This is a genomic window from Mesorhizobium sp. ZC-5, from assembly GCF_025753855.1.
In the GTDB taxonomy this organism is placed as follows: domain Bacteria; phylum Pseudomonadota; class Alphaproteobacteria; order Rhizobiales; family Rhizobiaceae; genus Neomesorhizobium.
Genome location: NZ_JAOWPT010000002.1, coordinates 25,001 through 44,942, shown reverse-complemented (window position 1 = coordinate 44,942; position 19,942 = coordinate 25,001). Strand labels below are relative to the sequence as shown.

The following is a 19,942-nucleotide window of genomic DNA, read 5'->3' as shown; positions in this document are numbered from 1 at the left end:
AGATGGAGAGAGCCATGTGGAGCGGAGTTTTTCCGGCAGTCACGACCAAGTTCACCGAGGATGACCGCCTCGACCATGCGGAGATGGAGCGCTGCTTCGCGCTGCAGATCGAAGCGGGATGCGACGGCATCATCGTCTGCGGCTCATTGGGTGAAGGCCCGATGCTCTCGCATGACGAGAAGATCGAGGTGCTGAAGACGGCGCAAAAGGTGGCCGGCAAGAGGCCGGTGCTGCTCACCGTCAACGAGCCTGGGACACGCGAGGCGGCGGCAATCGCCAAGCGCGCCGCCAAGGAAGGCGCCAACGGCCTGATGGTGGTGCCGAGCCCGATCTACCACACCAATCCGGAAGAGACGGTGGCTGCCCTTTCCGCCGTCGCGCAAGCGGGCGACCTGCCGGTGATGATCTATTCCAACCGTCTCGCCTACCGTGTCGACGTCACCTGCGACGACATGGAGAAACTGGCCAGGGATTCGCGATTCGTCGCCATCAAGGAATCATCGGACGACATTCGCCGCTCGACCGAGATCATCAATCGTTTCGGCGACCGTTTCGACTTGTTCACCGGCGTCGACAATCTCGCTTTCGAGGCGCTGTCGGTCGGCGCCATCGGCTGGGTGGCAGGTCTGGTCACGGCATTCCCGCGCGAGACGGTCGCCATCTACCAGTTGATGAAACAGGGCCGCCGCGACGAGGCGCTGGCAATCTATCGCTGGTTCCGGCCGCTGCTCGACCTCGACGTCTCGACCTATCTGGTGCAGAACATCAAGCTGGCTGAAGTGCACGCCATCGACACCAACGACCGGGTGCGCATGCCGCGCCAGCCGCTTTCAGGCGAGCGCCGCAAGGCTGTCGAGAAAATCGTCAAGGATGCGCTTGCGGTCAGGCTGAAGCTGCCTGCATTCTGATCCTGGATTCTTCTCCCCGCTCACGGGGAGAAGATGGCGGCAGCCAGATGAGGGACAGCGTCTCGATGGCAGTATCAAATGCAGGTGCCGGGACACGCCCCTCATCCGCCCTTCGGGCACCTTCTCCCCGTGAACAGGGAGAAGGGAGCACCTTGGACATCGCTGTCATCGGCGGCGGTATCGTCGGCATTTGCGTGGCGGCGCAGCTTGCGGAAACCGGACGGCAGGTGACGGTGATCGACCGCACCGGCATCTGCGAGGAAACCAGTTCCGGCAATGCTGCGGCACTCGCCTTCTCCGACATCCTGCCGCTCGCGCACAAGGGCATGATGGCGAACGTGCCGAAATGGCTGGCCGACCCGCTCGGACCATTGTCCATCCCGCCCGGCTATTTTCCGAAACTTGTACCTTGGCTATACCGTTTCTGGCGGGCCGGAAATTTCAAAAAATTCGAGGCAAGCCTTGCGGCGCAAGCCTCGATGATGAAGCTCGCGGAATGCGAGTGGATGGCGCTGATGGAGCGCTCCGGCACCTTGCCGATGCTGCGCGAGGACGGATCGCTGGAACTTTATGAGGGCGACGCCGAGTTCCAGGCTTCGCTGCCGGGCTGGGCGGCGCGCGACCGCTTCGGCATCGGCTACCGCCATCTCGATCGGGCGGAACTCTCCGGCTATCAGCCAGGACTGTCCGACCGGTTCACGGCGGCGACCTTCGTGCCCGGCTGGAAGACGGTGAGCGACCCCAAGGATTTCGGCAAGGCGATATGGGCGCATGCGGAACGCCAAGGCGCCGGTTTCGTCCACGGCGATGTCGGGCTGATCCTGCCGCGCGGCGACACGGTGGCGATCCAGCTGCGCCAGGGCCGGACACTGTCGGCGCGGCATCTGGTGATTGCCGCTGGCGCATGGTCGCATCTGCTTGCGCGGCAATTGGGCGAGAAGATCCCGCTCGAAACCGAACGCGGTTACAACACCACGCTGCCGCCCGGCGCCTTCGACATCAAACGCCAGCTCATATTTTCCGGCCACGGCTTCGTCGTCACGCCGCTCGCCACCGGCATTCGTGTCGGGGGAGCCGTCGAGTTGGGCGGCATCCACCGGCCGCCGAATTATGCCCGGTCGAAGGCGATGCTCGAAAAGGCAAAACAGTTCCTGCCCGGCCTGAAGACCGGAGGCGGCCGCGAATGGATGGGATACCGCCCGTCATTGCCGGACTCGCTGCCGGTGATCGGACGGTCGAAACGCAATGCCAACATCCTCTATGCCTTCGGGCACGGACATCTCGGCCTGACGCAATCGGCGGCGACCGGAAGCCTGGTGCGCGACCTGGTCCTGGACCAGGCTCCGGCAATCGACCTCTCACCCTTTTCCCCACAACGGTTCTGATCCGGAGCATCGGCGCGATGGCGCGGCATTCCTTCCACTGCATAGACGGGCATACATGCGGCAATCCGGTGCGGCTGGTCGCCGGCGGCGGACCGCTGCTCAACGGCGCGACGATGATGGAACGGCGGGCGCATTTCCTCGCAGAGTACGACTGGATCCGCACCGGGCTGATGTTCGAGCCACGCGGACATGACATGATGTCCGGTTCGATCCTCTACCCGCCGACGCGCGCGGACTGCGACATCGGCATCCTGTTCATCGAGACGTCGGGATGCCTGCCGATGTGCGGCCACGGCACCATCGGCACGGTGACCTTCGCGATCGAACACGGGCTGGTGAAGCCGAAGACGCCGGGCGTGCTGAGGCTCGACACGCCGGCCGGCCTGGTCGTCGCCGAATACAAACAAGTTGGCGAGTATGTCGAAGAGGTGCGCATCACCAATGTGCCGTCCTTCCTCTATGCCGAAGGCTTGGCCGTGGAGTGCCCGGTCCTCGGGCCGCTCACCGTCGATGTCGCCTATGGCGGAAATTTCTACGCCATCGTCGACCCGCAGGAAAACTATCGCGACATGGCCGACCATTCCGCCGGCGAGCTAATTGCCTGGAGTCCGGTGCTACGCCAGCGGCTCAACGACGCCTACAGCTTCGTCCACCCGGAAAACCCCGGCATCAACCGGTTGTCGCATATCCTGTGGACGGGCTCGCCGACGCAGCCCGAGGCCGCCGCCCGCAACGCGGTGTTCTATGGCGACAAGGCCATAGACCGGTCGCCTTGCGGCACCGGCACCTCGGCGCGCATGGCGCAGCTTCATGCCAAGGGCAGGCTGAAGGCGGGCGATGCTTTCGTGCATGAATCGATCATCGGGTCGCTGTTCAAAGGCAGGGTAGAAAGCGAGACCAGCGTCGCCGGCCGGACCGCTATCATCCCGTCCGTCGGCGGCTGGGCCAGGCTGACCGGCTACAACACGATCTTCATCGACGACCGCGATCCGTTCGCGCACGGATTCGTCGTCGGTTGATCGCCATGGAGGAAAAAGATTGCCGACCAGAGGTTGGAAGAGTCGTTTCTGGAACGCAAGAATCCGTCACAATCCGTCGGCGTAACGCGAATTTGTTCGGTCGGGTCCACAAAAATCTGCCGATTAGTCAAAGACATTGCGTTGTGCCAGTGCTAGCTTCCGCGTGGTCCAATTGGGAGATCGGACAAAAAGCAATGCGTTTCAGAACGGCACCAGCGACGCCGTCCGTGACGCAAAAGGACATTGCAATCCAGTCTCCACGCTTTAGGACTAGGGGAAAGATCAAAAGGAATGCGACCCCGCAGGGGCGACATTCCCGGGGAGCCGCGTTCATATGGAATATTTCGTCCAGCAGCTTATCAACGGGCTGACGCTGGGGTCCATCTATGGCCTGATCGCAATCGGCTACACGATGGTCTACGGCATCATCGGCATGATCAATTTCGCCCATGGCGATATTTTCATGGTCGGTGCCTTCGGTGCCCTCATCACCTTCCTCGTGCTCGTCGGGCTGTTCTATTCGGTGCCGGTGGTGGTGGCGCTGTTGGTGATGATGATCGTCGCGATGCTGCTCACCAGCCTCTACAACTGGACCATCGAGAAGGTGGCTTACAGGCCGCTGCGCGGTTCGTTCCGGCTGGCGCCGCTGATTACCGCGATCGGCATGTCGATCGCCCTGTCGAATTTCGTGCAGGTGACGCAGGGCCCGCGCAACAAGCCGATCCCGCCGATGATCTCCAAGGTCTATGACGTGTTCGGCATCTCGATTTCGGCCAAGCAGATCGTCATCGTCGTCGTCACCACCGCCCTGCTCGTCATCTTCTGGTATCTCGTCAACAAGACCTCGCTCGGACGCGCGCAGCGGGCCTGCGAGCAGGACCGCAAGATGGCGGCGCTGCTCGGCATCGACGTCGACAAGACGATCTCGATCACCTTCATCATGGGCGCCTCGCTCGCCGCCGTCGCCGGCACGCTCTACCTCATGTATTACGGCGTCGTCGTCTTTTCGGATGGGTTCGTTCCCGGCGTGAAGGCCTTCACCGCGGCGGTGCTCGGCGGCATCGGATCGATCCCCGGCGCCGTGCTCGGAGGGCTGCTGATCGGTTTCATCGAAAGCATGTGGTCGGCCTATTTCTCGATCGACTACAAGGATGTCGCCGCCTTCTCGATCCTGGCGATCGTGCTCATCTTCCTACCGTCCGGCCTGATGGGCCGGCCGGAAGTCGAAAAGGTTTAAGCCGATGGCCGTCAACACCACCGGCTCGGAAAAAGCCGCCAATGCCACCAGCAATGTGTTCAACAATGCCATCCGCGAAGGGCTTTATGCTGGCCTGATCGCCTTCGGCCTGTTCGTGCTCCTGGTCGGGCTGAAGACCGACCAGAACATCCGCAACGAACTCGTGATCGTGCAGCGTTGGGGCCTGCTGGCGATCATGGTCGCCATCGCCGCCGTCGGACGCTTCGCCTACATCGCCTATTTGGTGCCGGAGATCGAACGGAGGCGGAGGGCTAAAGCTGCCGCGCCGGTCGCTGTGTCGGACGAAGAGTCGTTCCTTAAGCGCAACCTGAATACGATCGGGCTGGTCTTCCTGTTCCTGTTTCCGGTGATCGTCGTGATGACCAGCGGCCTGCAGGGCTCGCTGAAATGGATCGACAATTTCGGCATCCAGATCCTGATCTATGTGATGCTGGCCTGGGGGCTGAACATCGTTGTCGGTCTCGCCGGCCTGCTCGATCTCGGTTATGTCGCCTTCTATGCGGTCGGCGCCTATTGCTACGCGCTGCTCGGCACCGAGTTCGGCTGGTCGTTCTGGATCCTGCTGCCTGCCGCCGGTGCGATGGCGGCCATGTGGGGCATCATTCTTGGTTTCCCGGTGCTCCGGCTGCGCGGCGACTATCTGGCGATCGTCACGCTTGCCTTCGGCGAGATCATCCGCCTGGTGCTCATCAACTGGCGGGAAGTGACCAACGGCGTCTCCGGCATTTCGGGCATCCCCAAGGTCAGCTTCTTCGGCCTGTTCACCTTCAACGTCTCGGACCCGAACTACATCGCCAAGGTCTTCGATATCCCGACGTCGGGCGTCTACTACAAGATCTTCCTGTACTACCTGATCCTGCTGCTTTGCCTGCTGACCGCCTTTGTGACGATGCGGCTGCGCCGCATGCCCGTCGGGCGCGCCTGGGAAGCCTTGCGCGAGGACGAGATCGCCTGCCGTTCGCTTGGCATCAACACGACGAACACCAAGCTGACCGCCTTTGCGATCGGCGCGATGTTCGGTGGCTTCGCCGGCTCGTTCTTTGCGGCGCGGCAAGGCTTCGTCAGCCCGGAATCGTTCATCTTCCTGGAATCGGCGGTCATCCTTGCCATCGTCGTGCTCGGCGGCATGGGGTCGCTGACCGGCATCGCGATCGCGGCCGCGGTGATGATCGGCGGCACCGAGATCCTGCGCGAAATGCAGTTCCTCAAGCTGGTGTTCGGACCAAGCTTCACGCCGGAACTCTACCGCATGCTGCTGTTCGGTCTCGCCATGGTGGTCGTCATGGTCTGGAAGCCGCGCGGCTTCGTCGGCAGCCGTGAACCCACCGCATTCCTCTACAAGCGAAAGGCCGTCTCCAGTGCCTTCACCAAGGAAGGGCACGGCTGATGGACGAGGCGGCGCACTCCATGAACGACCCGATCCTCAAGGTCGAGCACCTGTCGATGAAGTTCGGCGGTCTGGTTGCTATCGGCGACCTCTCCTTCGAGGCCAGGCGCGGCGAGATCACGGCGCTGATCGGCCCCAACGGCGCCGGCAAGACGACGGTGTTCAACTGCATCACCGGCTTCTACAAACCATCCGAGGGCATGATCACGCTGACCCGCAAGGGCGGCGAGCAGCTGCTGCTGGAGCGGATGCCGGACTTCCGCATCACCGCCAAGGCGAAGGTCGCGCGCACATTCCAGAACATCCGCCTGTTCTCGGGCATGACGGTACTGGAGAACCTGCTGGTCGCGCAGCACAACAAGCTGATGCTGGCCTCCGGCTTCACCGTGCTCGGCCTGCTTGGCCTCGGCACCTACAAGGCGGCGTCGGCCGAATCGATCGAACTGGCGAAGTTCTGGCTGGAAAAGGCCAACCTCGTCGACCGTGCCGACGACCCGGCGGGCGACCTCTCCTACGGCGCGCAACGGCGGCTGGAAATCGCGCGCGCCATGTGCACCGAGCCGGAGCTTCTCTGCCTCGACGAGCCGGCGGCGGGCCTCAACCCGCGCGAATCCGCCGCCCTCAACCTGATGCTGAACGACATCAAGGAAAACAGCGGCGCGTCGATCCTGCTGATCGAGCACGACATGTCGGTGGTCATGCAGATCTCCGACCACGTCGTCGTGCTCGAATACGGCCGCAAGATTTCGGACGGTGACCCGATTTCGGTGAAAGCCGACCCGCGCGTTATCGCCGCTTACCTCGGCGTCGACGACGAGGAGGTCGAGGAAGTCCTCGTCGAGGTCGGCGACGAACAGGTGATCGAGCAACTGGATGCCGAACCCGACAGGGCGCATGGCCCCAGCGATTCGTCGTCGATGATGGCAGGCTCGGTTTCCGACACGATCAGCCACAGCGACGATTACGGCGAGCGGATCACCGTTTCGCGCAGTGCCTCGAAGGCCGATCAGGTCGACCGGCGCGCCGCCAAGGCCGCTTCGACGCCGCCGGTTACGGCTGAACCCGTGAAGGTGGCGAAGGCACCTGGCAAGGCGAAAACGGTGAAACCGGCAGCCTCGGCGAAGCCGGCGACCAACGTATCGAGGCCGACCGCGGCGGAAAAGACCAGGCCTGCGACAAAGGCCGCGCCGGCCTATGGGCTGACGGGAACGGTGACTTCAGGCAAGCCCGCTCCGGCCGCGAAGTCTGGCAAGGCTGCCGCCGCGAAACCCAGCGTAGCCCAGGCTGCCCCGGCGAAGCCGAAGGCCTCAGCGAAGCCAGCAGCGGCAAAGAGCGTCGCCGGGAAGCCGGCCGCCGCCAAGCCCGCAGCCCCCAAGGCTGCTGCGGCAAAGCCGAAGGCGGATGCGAAGAAACCGGCCGCCGCGAAGAAGGCGCCGGCGCTTTCCAACACGCTGAAGGCGCCGCGCGGCGGCAAGGCCGACCGGCTGATCCTCATCAAGGGCATCGGGCCGGTGAACGAGAAGAAGCTGAACCAGCACGGCATCTACCATTTCGACCAGATCGCGGCATGGAAGAAGGCCGACATCGAAGCCGCCGAGGCCTACCTTGCCTTCGACGGCCGGATAGAACGGGAAGACTGGATGAGGCAGGCGAAGGAGCTGGCGAAGCAGGGCGCAACGAAGCCCGCCGCGGCGAAGCGCGGGGGGCGTAAATAATGGCCGCGAAAGCGCTGCTCCAGGTCCAGGGCGTCGAAACCTACTACGGCAACATCCGGGCCTTGAACGGCGTCGATGTCGCCGTCAACGAAGGCGAGATCGTCGCCCTTATCGGCGCCAACGGCGCCGGCAAGTCGACGCTGATGATGACCATCTTCGGCACGCCGCGCGCGCGCAGCGGCAAGATCGTCTTCGCCGGCACCGACATCACCCAGATGCCGACGCACGAGATCGCGCGCCTGCGCATCGCGCAGTCGCCGGAAGGCCGCCGCATCTTCCCGCGCATGACGGTCAAGGAAAACCTGCAGATGGGCGCCAGCCTAGACAATCTGCAGTATTTCGATGAGGACGTCGAAAAGGTCTTCACGCTGTTCCCGCGGCTCAAGGAACGTATCGCCCAGCGCGGCGGTACGCTGTCCGGCGGCGAGCAGCAGATGCTGTCGATCGCCCGCGCCCTGATGGCGCGGCCGAAGCTGCTGTTGCTGGACGAGCCGTCGCTTGGACTTGCGCCGCTGATCGTCAAGCAGATCTTCGACGCCATCCGCGAACTGAACCGCACGCAGGGCCTGACCGTGTTCCTGGTCGAGCAGAATGCCTTCGGCGCCCTCAAGCTCGCCAACCGCGGCTATGTGATGGTCAACGGCAATGTGACGATGAGCGGCACCGGCAAGGAGCTGCTCGCCGACCCCGAGGTGCGCGCGGCGTATCTCGAGGGCGGCCGTCACTGAAAGTTGGGAGACAACGACAATGCAGGGAATTCTCTACGAAGAACCCTCGATCCTGCAGTTCTTCTTCGTTACCTGCCTGCTCGGCGGCTGGGCCGCGTGGATGACCGGCCGGGCCTGCGCGCAGACCTGGCGTCCCTATGCGGGGCTTGTCGTCTACCTGCTTCTGCTCGGGATCGCGGTGCGCTTTATCCATCATGCGCTGTTCGACGGCACGATGTTCACCCTGCAGTATTACGTGGTCGACACGATCATACTGCTCATCATCGGCACGCTCGGCTACCGCTACACGCGGGCCAACCAGATGGTGACCCAGTACAGCTGGCTCTATGAGCGGGCCTCGCTGCTGACGTGGAAGCCGAAGGCCTGAGCACGAACTTGCCCGCGGCTTGCCCGCATTCACCATTCACGCCGATTTGGGGACAAATCGGCGTGACAACTGCCGTAAAATCGGCAATCTATCCCGTCTGCGCTATGGGTGGGTCGCAAGAACGGGTTGTCCAAACTCACCCTGTTTAATGGGAGTTATCAATGAAGAAGTCACTGTTGTCCGCAGTTGCTCTGACCGCGCTCGTCGCGTTCAGCGGCAGCGCCTGGGCGGATATCATCATCGGTGTCGCCGGCCCCGTCACGGGTCCGAATGCCGCTTTCGGAGCCCAGCTCCAGAAGGGCGCCGAGCAGGCCGCAGCCGACATCAATGCCGCCGGCGGCATCAACGGCGAGCAGGTCAAGGTCGTCGTCGGTGACGACGTTTCGGATCCGAAGCAGGGCATCTCGGTTGCCAACAAGTTCGTCGCGGACGGCGTCAAGTTCGTCGTCGGCCACTTCAACTCGGGCGTCTCGATCCCGGCCTCGGAAGTCTACGCCGAGAACGGCATTCTCGAGATCACGCCTGCCGCGACCAACCCGACCTTCACCGAGCGCGGCCTGTGGAACACGTTCCGCACCTGCGGCCGTGACGACCAGCAGGGCGGCATTGCCGGTGCGTACCTGGCTGAAAACTTCAAGGACGCCAAGATCGCCGTCGTGCACGACAAGACCACCTACGGTCAGGGCCTTGCCGACGAGACCAAGAAGGCCATGAACGCCGCTGGTGTCACGGAAGCCATGTATGAAGGCGTCAATGTCGGCGACAAGGACTTCTCGGCCCTCATCGCCAAGATGAAGGAAGCCGGCGTCTCGATCGTCTATTGGGGCGGCTTGCACACCGAAGCCGGCCTGATCATCCGCCAGCTGGCCGACCAGGGCCTGAAGGCGACGCTGATCTCCGGCGACGGCATCGTGTCGAACGAGCTCGCCTCGATCGCCGGTGACGCGGTTGCCGGTACGCTGAACACCTTCGGTCCCGATCCGCGCCTGAACCCGGCCAACAAGGATCTGGTGGAGAAGTTCCGCGCCGCCGGCTTCGAGCCGGAAGCCTACACGCTCTACTCCTACGCTGCGATGCAGGTGATCGCCGCGGCTGCCAAGGCGGCCGGCTCGGTCGATCCGCAGGAAGTCGCCAAGGCGATGAAGGAAAAGGGTCCGTTCCCGACCGCGCTCGGCGACATGGGCTTCGACGAGAAGGGCGACCCGAAGCTTCCAGGCTACGTCATGTACGAATGGAAGAAGGGCGACGACGGCAAGTACACCTACGTCCCGAAGTCCTGATCTCTCTTCAGTGTAGACAAGTCAGTGCCCGGCGCCTCGCGCCGGGCATTTTCTTTGGCAGGACGGGTTTCAGTCTTGCTCCATTGTCCTATTTAAATCGATTGAGTTTCGTTGCTTATTAGTTTGCACTGCAGCATTTTCTGGCTATTGATTAGCCGACCCCTGCCAAAACAGTAGCTGGAGTGTGTTTGTGCCGATTGCCAAGATCCTCGTCGCCAACCGTTCAGAGATTGCGATCCGCGTTTTTCGCGCCGCCAACGAACTCGGCATCAAGACGGTTGCCATCTGGGCGGAGGAAGACAAATACGCGCTGCACCGCTTCAAGGCGGACGAAAGCTACCAGGTCGGACGCGGCCCGCATCTGTCGAAGGACCTGGGTCCGATCGAAAGCTACCTGTCGATCGACGAGGTGATCCGCGCGGCAAAGCTCTCCGGAGCGGATGCGGTCCATCCCGGCTATGGCCTGTTGTCCGAAAGCCCGGAATTCGCCGAGGCCTGCGCCGAGAACGGCATCACCTTCATCGGTCCGAAGCCGGAGACGATGCGGCGACTGGGCAACAAGGTCGCGGCTCGGAACCTGGCCGTCGAAGTGGGCGTGCCGGTCATTCCGGCGACCGATCCGCTGCCGGACGACATGGGTGAAGTGAAGAAGCTGGCGGCGGAAGTCGGCTACCCGCTGATGCTCAAGGCGTCGTGGGGCGGCGGCGGCCGCGGCATGCGCGTCATCCGCTCCGAGGCCGACCTAGCGCGTGAGGTGGTGGAAGGCAAGCGCGAGGCCAAGGCAGCCTTCGGCAAGGACGAGGTGTACCTGGAGAAGCTGGTCGAGCGTGCCCGCCACGTCGAAGTGCAGGTGCTGGGCGACACCCACGGCAACGCCGTGCATCTGTTCGAACGCGACTGCTCGATCCAGCGCCGCAACCAGAAGGTCGTGGAGCGCGCGCCGGCGCCTTATCTCAGCGAGGAATTGCGCCAGGAACTGTGCGGCTATGCGCTGAAGATCGCCCGCGAGACGAGCTATATCGGCGCCGGCACGGTCGAGTTTCTGCAGGACGCGGACACAGGCAAGTTCTACTTCATCGAAGTGAACCCGCGCATCCAGGTCGAGCATACGGTCACCGAGCAGGTGACCGGCATCGACATCGTCAAGGCGCAAATCCACATCCTCGACGGCGAGGCGATCGGTGCCGCCGCCTCCGGCGTGCCGGCGCAGGCCGACATCAGGCTGAACGGCCACGCGCTGCAGTGCCGTATCACTACGGAAGACCCCGAGCAGAACTTCATTCCGGACTACGGCCGCATCACCGCCTATCGCGGCGCCACCGGCTTCGGCATAAGGCTGGACGGCGGCACCGCCTATTCGGGCGCGGTCATCACCCGGTTCTACGATCCGCTGCTGGAGAAGGTGACGGCGTGGGCGCCGACGCCGCAGGAGGCGATATCGCGCATGCATCGCGCCTTGCGCGAGTTCCGCATCCGCGGCGTGGCGACGAACCTCACCTTCCTCGAGGCGATCATCACGCACCAGAGTTTCCGCGACAATTCCTACACGACCAAATTCATCGACTCGACGCCCGAACTGTTCGAGCAGGTGAAGCGGCAGGACCGCGCCACCAAGCTCTTGAACTATCTCGCGGACGTTACGGTGAACGGCCACCCGGAAACGCGCGGCCGGCCGAAGCCGAACCACGAGGCGGCGGCGCCGACGGTTCCTCATGTAAACGGTGCGGTACCGCCCGGCAGCAAGCAGTTGCTCGACGATCTCGGGCCGAAGAAATTCGCCGGCTGGATGCGCGATCAAAACCGCGTGCTGGTCACCGATACGACGATGCGCGATGGCCATCAGTCGCTGCTGGCGACCCGCATGCGCACGCATGACATCGCCGGCATCGCGGGCACCTATGCGCGCACGCTGCCCGACCTCTTCTCACTCGAATGCTGGGGCGGGGCGACATTCGACGTATCCATGCGCTTCCTCACCGAGGATCCGTGGGAACGGCTGGCGCTGGTGCGCCAGGGCGCGCCGAACATCCTCTTGCAGATGCTGCTGCGCGGCGCCAACGGCGTCGGCTACACCAATTATCCCGACAATGTGGTCAGGCACTTCGTCAAGCAGGCCGCAGTCGGCGGCATCGATCTGTTCCGGGTGTTCGACTGCCTGAATTGGGTGGAGAACATGCGTGTCTCCATGGATGCGGTGCTCGAGGAAAACAAGCTCTGCGAAGCGGCGATCTGCTACACCGGCAACATCCTCGATCCCGACCGCGCCAAATACGACCTCAATTATTATGTCGGCCTGACCAGGGAACTGGAGGCGGCCGGCGCCCATATCATTTCCCTCAAGGACATGGCGGGACTGTTGAGGCCGGGTGCGGCACGGGTGCTGTTCAAGGCGCTGCGCGAGGCGACCGACCTGCCGATCCATTTTCACACGCACGATACGTCGGGCGTCGCCGCAGCCTCGGTGCTGGCGGCGGTGGAGAACGGCGTCGACGCTATCGACGCGGCGATGGACGCCGTTTCGGGCAATACCTCGCAACCCTGCCTGGGCTCGATCGTCGAAGCGCTGCGCGGCCACGAGCGCGACCCCGGCCTCGACCCGGAATGGATCAGGAGAATCTCGTTCTACTGGGAGGCGGTGCGCAACCAGTATTCGGCGTTCGAGAGCGACCTGAAGGGGCCGGCCTCCGAAGTCTACCTGCACGAGATGCCGGGCGGGCAGTTCACCAACCTGAAGGAGCAGGCACGTTCGCTCGGGCTGGAAACGCGCTGGCACGAAGTGGCGCAGGCCTATCACGACGTGAACCTGATGTTCGGCGATATCGTCAAGGTGACGCCGTCGTCGAAGGTCGTCGGCGACATGGCGCTGATGATGGTGAGCCAGGACCTGAGCGTGGCCGACGTCGAGGATCCGGCCAAGGACATCGCCTTCCCGGAATCGGTGGTGTCGATGCTGCGCGGCGACCTCGGCCAATCGCCCGGCGGCTGGCCGGAAAAACTGCAGAAGAAGGCATTGAAGGGCGAGAAGCCGATTACCGCCCGCCCGGGCTCGCTGCTCAAGCAGGCCGACCTCAAGGGGAGCCGCGCCGAGATCGAGGCGAAGCTGGAGCGCAAGCTCACCGAGTTCGAGTTTGCGTCCTGGCTGATGTATCCAAAGGTCTTCACCGACTTCGTCGGCGTGCAGGATATCTATGGCCCGGTCAGCGTGTTGCCGACGCCGGTCTATTTCTACGGCATGAAGCCGCAGGACGAGATCTTCGTCGATCTCGAGCGCGGCAAGACGCTGGTCATCCGCTGCTTTGCCGTCGGCGAGGTCGACGACAAGGGCATGGTGACGGTGTTCTTCGAACTCAACGGGCAGCCGCGCCGGGTGAAGGTGCCGGACCGCGCGCATGGCGGCTCCGCCAAGGCGCGGCGCAAGGCGGAAGCCGCCAACGAGGCGCATGTCGGCGCGCCGATGCCTGGTGTCGTCTCGACGCTGGCGGTGTCGGCAGGGCAGGCGGTCAAGGCCGGCGACGTGCTTTTGTCGATCGAGGCGATGAAGATGGAGACCGCGCTTCACGCCGAGCGCGACGGCACCATCGCCGAAGTGCTGGTGACGGCTGGCGACCAGATCGACGCGAAGGATCTGCTGGTGGTGTTCGGCTGACGGAAGATTTCCCCCTGCGACACGAAGTGTCCCGCAGGAGAAGCTGGCTCAACGGAATCCGCGGCAGCGGCGATTGACTACGGATTCAATCGATTTAGTTGTTTGCTACCAGTTATTTCGTGTCAGGATTTCTGTCCATGGATGCCACCAATGCCACTCAAGCGGCCATCCGCGGCCGCTGGGCCGTCGCCGCGATGTTTTTCATCAACGGCTTCATTCTCGGCAGCTGGGCGCCGCAGATTCCCGAATTCGCCACGCGGCTCGCCATCAGCGAGTTCACGCTCGGCCTCCTGATCCTGTGCTTCGGCCTCGGCGCGGTCGTCGCCATGGTTGCGGCCGGCCATCTCATCGCCCGCTACGGTTCGCAGACCACGCTGCGGATATTCGCCATCGTGGCGATCTTCGGCCTTTTGATCGTCGCGCTGGCCCCCACCGTTCCGGTGGCGGCGGTGGCGCTCTTCCTGTTCGGCGGATCGATCGGCGCGATGGACGTTTCAATGAACTCCAATGCCGTCGTGGTGGAGCGCAAGCTGGCGCGCGCCGTGATGTCGTCCTCGCACGGCTTCTGGAGCCTTGGCGGCTTCGCCGGCGGCGGCATGGGCGGCATCCTGATCCAGAATTTCGGCCACCTCAACCATGCATTCCTTGTCACGCTGATCGCGCTGGTCGGCATCGGCGTGGCCTTCCGCCATGTGATCGCCGACGACCAGCCCGCAGTCCAGGAGCAGCAGAAATTCTCGCTGCCGCGCGACCCGATGATCTATGTCCTCGGCTTCATGGCGCTGCTTTGCATGAACTCGGAAGGCGCGGTGCTGGATTGGGCGGCACTCTACCTGCGCCAGGAACTCGGCACGGATATCGCGACGGCGGGCTTTGCATTCGCGTTTTTTTCCGGCGCGATGGCGATCATGCGCTTCGCCGGCGACGGCATCCGCAACCGTTACGGCGCGGTCAAGACGTTCCGGGTCTCGGCCATCATCTCGGCCGCCGGCATGCTGGTGGCGGGGCTCACGCCGTGGCCGTGGCTGTCGATCGCGGCGTTCGCGTTCTGCGGGCTTGGCATCGCCAACATGGTGCCGATCCTGTTTTCGGCGGCCGGCAACCATCCGGGCGTGTCTTCAGGCACCGGCATGAGCGTGGTCACGACAATGGGCTATTCCGGTATCCTGGTGGCACCGTCGCTGATCGGTTTCGTCGGCGGCAAGGTCGGCTTCTCGCCCGTCTACGTCGCGGTGGCGCTGCTCCTGGGCCTCGTGTTCCTGATGTCGGGGCTGACGCGCGCCGCCGATCTCAACCACGATACGGTGAAGGATCCGGTGCCGATCTGATTTCGGAAAACCGCGACTCACTTCGAACAAGTCCCTTGAAAAAACGCGCCGCTTTTGGCGGCGCGTTTCGTGAAGGCATCGAGCCTTCGTCAGATTCGGCCCATCAAGACCAGGATGAGCAGAACGACCAGGATCACGCCGACGATGCCGGACGGTCCATAACCCCAGCCAGCCGAATGCGGCCAGGCGGGAATGGCGCCAAGCAGGATCAGAATGAGAATGATGATCAGGATGGTACCGAGCGTCATCGAAATTCCCCTTGAAAACAGTTTTTCAATACTCCGACAATGCACAAAGCCCGCGGGAAGTTCCCGCGGGCTCTGTCATTTCGCCGCCTGCCGGCGTTTTGCCGGCTTCTATTCGGCGGCTTTCGGATAGGCGATCGCCGGCTCGGGCGGACCTTGAGGATCGAGCACCGGCTCGTCCTTTGTGCCGCGCCGGAACAGCCGGTTCTTCAACCGGCCCAGCCAACCGACATGGCCCGGCTTGCGCTTGTCGCGGGTGAATACCATCAGCATCGACGGCGTCACGATCAGCGTCAGCACGGTGGCGAAGGACAGGCCGAAGACGATTGCCGACGAGAGCGCGATCCACCACTGCGTCGACGGCGCGTTGATCGTCGTCTCCTGGTGGAAGATTTCCAGCCCAAGGCCGAAGGCGATCGGCAGCACGCCGAGGATGGCGGAGACGGCGGTCAGCACCACCGGGCGGGCACGCTCGCGGCAGGTCTGCAGCACCGCGTCGTATTTGTTCCAGCCCTCCTCGCGCAGCCGGTCGTAGGTGTCGATCAGCACGATGTTGTTGTTCACGACGACACCCGCCAGCGCGATGAACCCGATGCCGGACATGACGATGACGAATGTCTGGCCGGTGAGCAGCATGCCCAGCAGGGCCCCGACGATGGCCATCACCACGCAGGTGAGCACGAGTATGACGCTGGTGAACTTGTTGAACTGCGCGAGCAGAACGATGAAGATCAGGAACATGGCCGCACCAAAGGCATTGGTCAGGAAGGCGGCCGCCTCGGCACTGTCCTCGTTGGAGCCGGCCAGCTTCCAGTCGACTCCCGGCTTGGCCATCTCGCCGACGACCTTGGAGACCGCCGCCTGGACCTCTGCGACCTGGAAACCGTTGGCGACGTTGGCCTGGATGGTGATGGTGCGCTTGCCGTCGATGCGGTTGAGGATACCGACGGTGCGTTCAGGCGTTCGGGTGACAAAGTTCGAGATCGGCACCGAGCCTTCCGCCGTCTCGACACGCAACTGGTCGAGCGCGGCCAGCGTGCGCCGGTCCTGCGGCAGGCGAAGCCGGATGTCGACCGCGTCGTCGGCGCCAGCCGGCCGATACTCGGTAAGCTTGAGACCGGTGGTCACCAGCTGCACGACGGTGCCGACAGCCAACGGGCTAACGCCGTATTGGGCGGCCTTCGAGCGGTCGACCTCCAGCGCCCAGTCGACACCGGGCGGCGGCAGGCCATCCGAGAGGTCGATGACACCGGGCACCTTGGCGACCGCGTTGGCCACCTGCTTGGCATAATCGTTCAAGCCGGCGGGATCGGCGGCGGCAAGCTGGACCTGGATCGCCTTGCCGGTGGGGGGACCTGCATCCGGCACGCGAACCTCGACGTCGACTCCCGGAATGCCGGCCATGGCGACACGCAGATCGTCGAGAATATCGTGCGCCGACTTGCGCTCGCGCCAATCGATGAATTCGTAGTTGATGACGCCGACCACGTCTTCCGGAATGTCCTGGCCGCCACGCGTCTTTCCAACGCGCGTGTAGACCGACTTGATGCCCGGCCAACCGAGGATGCGGCGTTCCGCTTCGCGCGTGGCGACATCCATCTCTTCGAGCGAAAGATTGCCGCGGGCATGGACGTAGAGCAGGCCGTAGTCCGGCTCGACGGTGGGGAAGAACTCGACGCCGTTGCCGTATTGCACATAGGCGTAGAAACCGCCGCCGAGCAGCGCCAAGGTTAGCATGAGAGCCGTGATCGGATAGTGCACGGCCTTCTTCACCACGGCCATATAAAGGCCGTCGCGGCGGTCTTCTTCCGTATGCAGCGGCGCCTTGCCGATGATCGCCCCGATCGACGGCGCAAAGATCAGCGCATAGGCCATCGACGCGGCCAGCGTGACGATCAGGGTGATCGGCAGGTATTTCATGAAGTCGCCGACGATGCCGGGCCAGAACAGCAGCGGCGAGAAGGCTGCGATGCGGGTCAGCGTCGCGGCGATGACCGGGCCGGCCATGCGTTTGGCGGCTTCCTCGAACGCCTGCTCCTTGGGCATGCCTTCCGACATCCGCCGCTCGGCATACTCGGTGACGATGATCGCGTCGTCGACCAGCATGCCAACCGCCAGGATCAGCGAGAACAGCACGATCATGTTGATGGTGTAGCCCATCATCGCGAGCGCCAGGATGCCCATCAGGAAGGATGCCGGGATCGCCAGGCCAATCAGCATCGAGGCGCGGCCCGACAGCGCGTAGAGGATGACGATGAAGACCAGGATGACCGCGATGAGGACGTGGTTCTGCAAGTCGTTCAGCAGCTGGTTGACGAAGGTCGACTTGTCCTGGGTGTAGGTCACCTTCAAGTCGGGCAGGGTTTTCTTGCTGTCGGCGACGAACTGATCCGCGACCTTCTTTGCGCCTTCGATCGTCTCGACGACATTGGCGCCGATGCGCTTCTTGACCTCCAGGACGATGGCCGGCTTGCCGTCGAGGCGGGCGATCGTCTCGGCATCCTCGAAGGTCGAGCGCACGGTGGCCAGATCCTGGACGCGCACCACGGCATTCGGTCCGGCGACCACGGGAAGGTTGGCGACATCCTCAGGCGTTTCGATCAGTGCCGGCACCTTGATGGCGTATTTGCCCGCGGAGCCTTCGATCGAACCGGCCGCGACGAGATTGTTCGAAGCACCGATGCCATTGATGAGCTGATCGAGGCGCATGTTGTAGGAGGCGAGCTTCATCGGGTCGATCACGGCCTCGACCATTTCGTCGCGCGCACCCTGGATCGGGGCCTCCAGCACGCCCGGCACCTCCTCGACGCGGTCCTGAAGCTCCTTGGCGGCGGCGGTCAGGGCGCGTTCGGGGATTTCGCCCGACAAGGTCACGAACACCACCGGGAACTCGGACAGGTTCACTTCATTGACGGTGGGTTCCTCGACGCCGGTCGGCAGATCACGCTTGGCGTCCTGCACCTTGTTGCGTGTCTCGATGAGCGCGTCGCCCAGATCCACGGAAGGGTCGAATTCGACGATGACGTTCGCGCCGCCCTGGAAGGCGTTCGACTTCATCTCCTTGAGGCCCTTGAGATTCTTGAGCTGCTGCTCGACCGGCCGCAGCAGAAGACGCTCGGCGTCCTCCGGCGAGATGCCATCATAGATCAGCGAAACGTACATGATCGGAATGGCGACGTCCGGCTCAGCCTCCTTCGGCACTGCCTGGTACGCCAGTGCCCCGGCGATAAGCAGGAACAGCAGCACCGACAGCGTCAGGCGCGCATTGTTGATTGCAAGCTTGACGATATCCATGACAGACCCGTTTTGGAGTTCTTAGTTGATGCCGCTGGCGGCTTCGCCCGCGAGCTTCTTGACCAACTCGGCGTCGGCGGGAACAGGGTTCACCTCGTCGCCTTCCTTGACCAGATCCTGACCGGCGACGATCACCCGGGCATCGGCCGGTATGCCGCCAAGCACCAGCCCGCTCGGCAGGTCTTCGACGAGGTCGATTGGGAAAAACGCCACCTTGTTGCTGGAATCGACGGCGCGGATGCCGAGATCGCCATCATCGCTCAGCGTCACGACCGAACGCGGCAGCGCCACGGCGTCGACTGGTGCCGAGCGCAGCGTGATCTCTGCCGTCATGCCGGCGGGGATGCGGTTGTCCGGATTGGGAATGGCGATCTCGATGCGGAAGGTCCGGGTCGTCGCCGAAGCCTCGCGGCTAATATAGCGTACCGTTCCCTCGACCTTGCCGCCATTGACCAGCAGCGCCTCGGCGCTGTCGCCGGTCCTGATGTGGGTCAGGTCGCGCTCGCTGATTTCGCCGCGCACCAGAACCGGGTCGAGGCTGAGCAATGTCGCCACCTCGCCGCCTTGCATGACGGAACTGCCGAGCTCCACGGGAACCTTGTCGACGACGCCGTTGAACGGCGCGAAGATGCGGGTCCGGTCGAGCTCAGCCTGCGCCAGTTCGAGCTGCGATTTGGCCAACGCGACGGCGGATACGGCGGTATCGAGCTGCAGGGTCGCGAGGTTGCCGCTCTTGGCCAGCCGCTGGGCGGCGACAAGCTCGGCCTCGCGCTGCTTGACCACTTGCTTGGCGGTTTCAACGGCGGCAGGCTTGTCTTCGGCATTCAGCGCGAGGATCAGGTCGCCCTGTTTTACGTGGTCGCCCTGCTTCACGGGCAGTTCGGCGATGATCCCCGCCGCGCGCGTCGCCAGCACAGCGCGCTTGTCGGCCTCGGTCTGTCCCGAGACGCGGATGGCGCGCGCGTGCTGGATGCGTGGCGGCGCCAGCACCGCGACGGTGCGCGCCGGTGCCTTTGGCTGTTCGGCCGCTTCCGCCGGCTTAGCCTCGGTCTCGGCCGACGCACTGCCAACAGAGGAGAATGTGCCGGTGCCCATCCATGCGGCAAAAGCGACGAACACAACCAAAGCGGCAAGCTTGTGGAACCTAATCCGTGGCATAGTTTCTATCCATGTAGGTCCGGCATGATCCGCTGCCGTGCGTCGGGCGCGAAGTCGATATGGGGGCGAGTGATGCCGGATTCAATCGTTTAGCCTGCCGAATATCGGCCCGGCGGGGGTTTCTATACTAAGTTCGCCTTGCGAAACAGTCATAATTTTTCATGTATCGGCCAATCCTGACAATGGTTTGTCAGGAGCAGCGACACATTGCCCGGGGGCGGTTT

Annotated in this window: 14 protein-coding genes; 11 read left to right on the top strand and 3 right to left on the bottom strand. The window is 63.5% G+C overall.

Annotation, left to right across the window (positions count from 1 at the left end; translation table 11 throughout):
- Positions 1-14 precede the first annotated feature (14 nt).
- From OHD58_RS03295 to OHD58_RS03245, 11 genes are all read left to right on the top strand, one after another.
- Entirely contained in the window at positions 15-908 is an 894-nt protein-coding gene (locus tag OHD58_RS03295) for a dihydrodipicolinate synthase family protein (RefSeq protein WP_263801638.1), read from the top strand.
- A gap of 47 nt (positions 909-955) precedes the next feature.
- The gene (locus OHD58_RS03290; RefSeq protein ID WP_412177156.1) at positions 956-2,293 is read left to right on the top strand and encodes an FAD-dependent oxidoreductase; all 1,338 of its coding nucleotides are present in this window, start codon (positions 956-958) and stop codon (positions 2,291-2,293) included.
- A gap of 17 nt (positions 2,294-2,310) precedes the next feature.
- A complete protein-coding gene (locus tag OHD58_RS03285; RefSeq protein ID WP_263801636.1) occupies positions 2,311-3,312 on the top strand; it encodes a 4-hydroxyproline epimerase in 1,002 nt (333 codons plus the stop codon).
- Between the two features lie 334 nt (positions 3,313-3,646).
- Positions 3,647-4,549, top strand: a complete 903-nt coding sequence (locus OHD58_RS03280) for a branched-chain amino acid ABC transporter permease (RefSeq protein WP_263801635.1) — start codon at positions 3,647-3,649, stop codon at positions 4,547-4,549.
- A gap of 4 nt (positions 4,550-4,553) precedes the next feature.
- Positions 4,554-5,957 carry a high-affinity branched-chain amino acid ABC transporter permease LivM gene (gene livM / locus OHD58_RS03275; RefSeq protein ID WP_263801634.1) on the top strand — a complete coding sequence of 468 codons (1,404 nt, stop codon included), beginning with the start codon at positions 4,554-4,556 and terminating at the stop codon, positions 5,955-5,957.
- 20 nt (positions 5,958-5,977) lie between these two features.
- Complete coding sequence (locus tag OHD58_RS03270; protein WP_263801633.1) at positions 5,978-7,672, top strand: ATP-binding cassette domain-containing protein; 1,695 nt, start codon at positions 5,978-5,980, stop codon at positions 7,670-7,672.
- Positions 7,672-8,400 (top strand): ABC transporter ATP-binding protein, encoded by a 729-nt coding sequence (locus OHD58_RS03265; RefSeq protein WP_263801632.1) that lies wholly within the window; start codon positions 7,672-7,674, stop codon positions 8,398-8,400. The genes OHD58_RS03270 and OHD58_RS03265 overlap by 1 nt, the downstream gene beginning before the upstream one ends.
- Positions 8,401-8,419: 19 nt before the next feature.
- A complete protein-coding gene (locus OHD58_RS03260) occupies positions 8,420-8,767 on the top strand; it encodes a DUF6867 family protein (RefSeq protein WP_263801631.1) in 348 nt (115 codons plus the stop codon).
- A gap of 161 nt (positions 8,768-8,928) precedes the next feature.
- A complete protein-coding gene (locus OHD58_RS03255) occupies positions 8,929-10,047 on the top strand; it encodes a branched-chain amino acid ABC transporter substrate-binding protein (protein WP_263801630.1) in 1,119 nt (372 codons plus the stop codon).
- A gap of 190 nt (positions 10,048-10,237) precedes the next feature.
- Positions 10,238-13,693, top strand: a complete 3,456-nt coding sequence (gene pyc, locus OHD58_RS03250; RefSeq protein WP_263801629.1) for a pyruvate carboxylase — start codon at positions 10,238-10,240, stop codon at positions 13,691-13,693.
- A gap of 137 nt (positions 13,694-13,830) precedes the next feature.
- On the top strand, positions 13,831-15,021 hold the full coding sequence (locus tag OHD58_RS03245; protein WP_263801628.1) for an MFS transporter: 1,191 nt from the start codon (positions 13,831-13,833) through the stop codon (positions 15,019-15,021).
- An 89-nt stretch (positions 15,022-15,110) separates the two neighbouring features.
- Here the strand turns inward: OHD58_RS03245 and OHD58_RS03240 are convergent, their stop codons facing one another.
- The 3 genes from OHD58_RS03240 to OHD58_RS03230 all read right to left on the bottom strand — a co-directional run bounded on the left by OHD58_RS03240 (position 15,111) and on the right by OHD58_RS03230 (position 19,718).
- On the bottom strand, positions 15,111-15,269 hold the full coding sequence (locus tag OHD58_RS03240) for a DUF3309 family protein (RefSeq protein ID WP_149759632.1): 159 nt from the start codon (positions 15,267-15,269) through the stop codon (positions 15,111-15,113).
- 108 nt (positions 15,270-15,377) lie between these two features.
- Positions 15,378-18,560 carry an efflux RND transporter permease subunit gene (locus OHD58_RS03235; RefSeq protein WP_263801627.1) on the bottom strand — a complete coding sequence of 1,061 codons (3,183 nt, stop codon included), beginning with the start codon at positions 18,558-18,560 and terminating at the stop codon, positions 15,378-15,380.
- Between the two features lie 21 nt (positions 18,561-18,581).
- Positions 18,582-19,718, bottom strand: a complete 1,137-nt coding sequence (locus OHD58_RS03230) for an efflux RND transporter periplasmic adaptor subunit (RefSeq protein ID WP_263801626.1) — start codon at positions 19,716-19,718, stop codon at positions 18,582-18,584.
- Positions 19,719-19,942 lie beyond the last annotated feature (224 nt).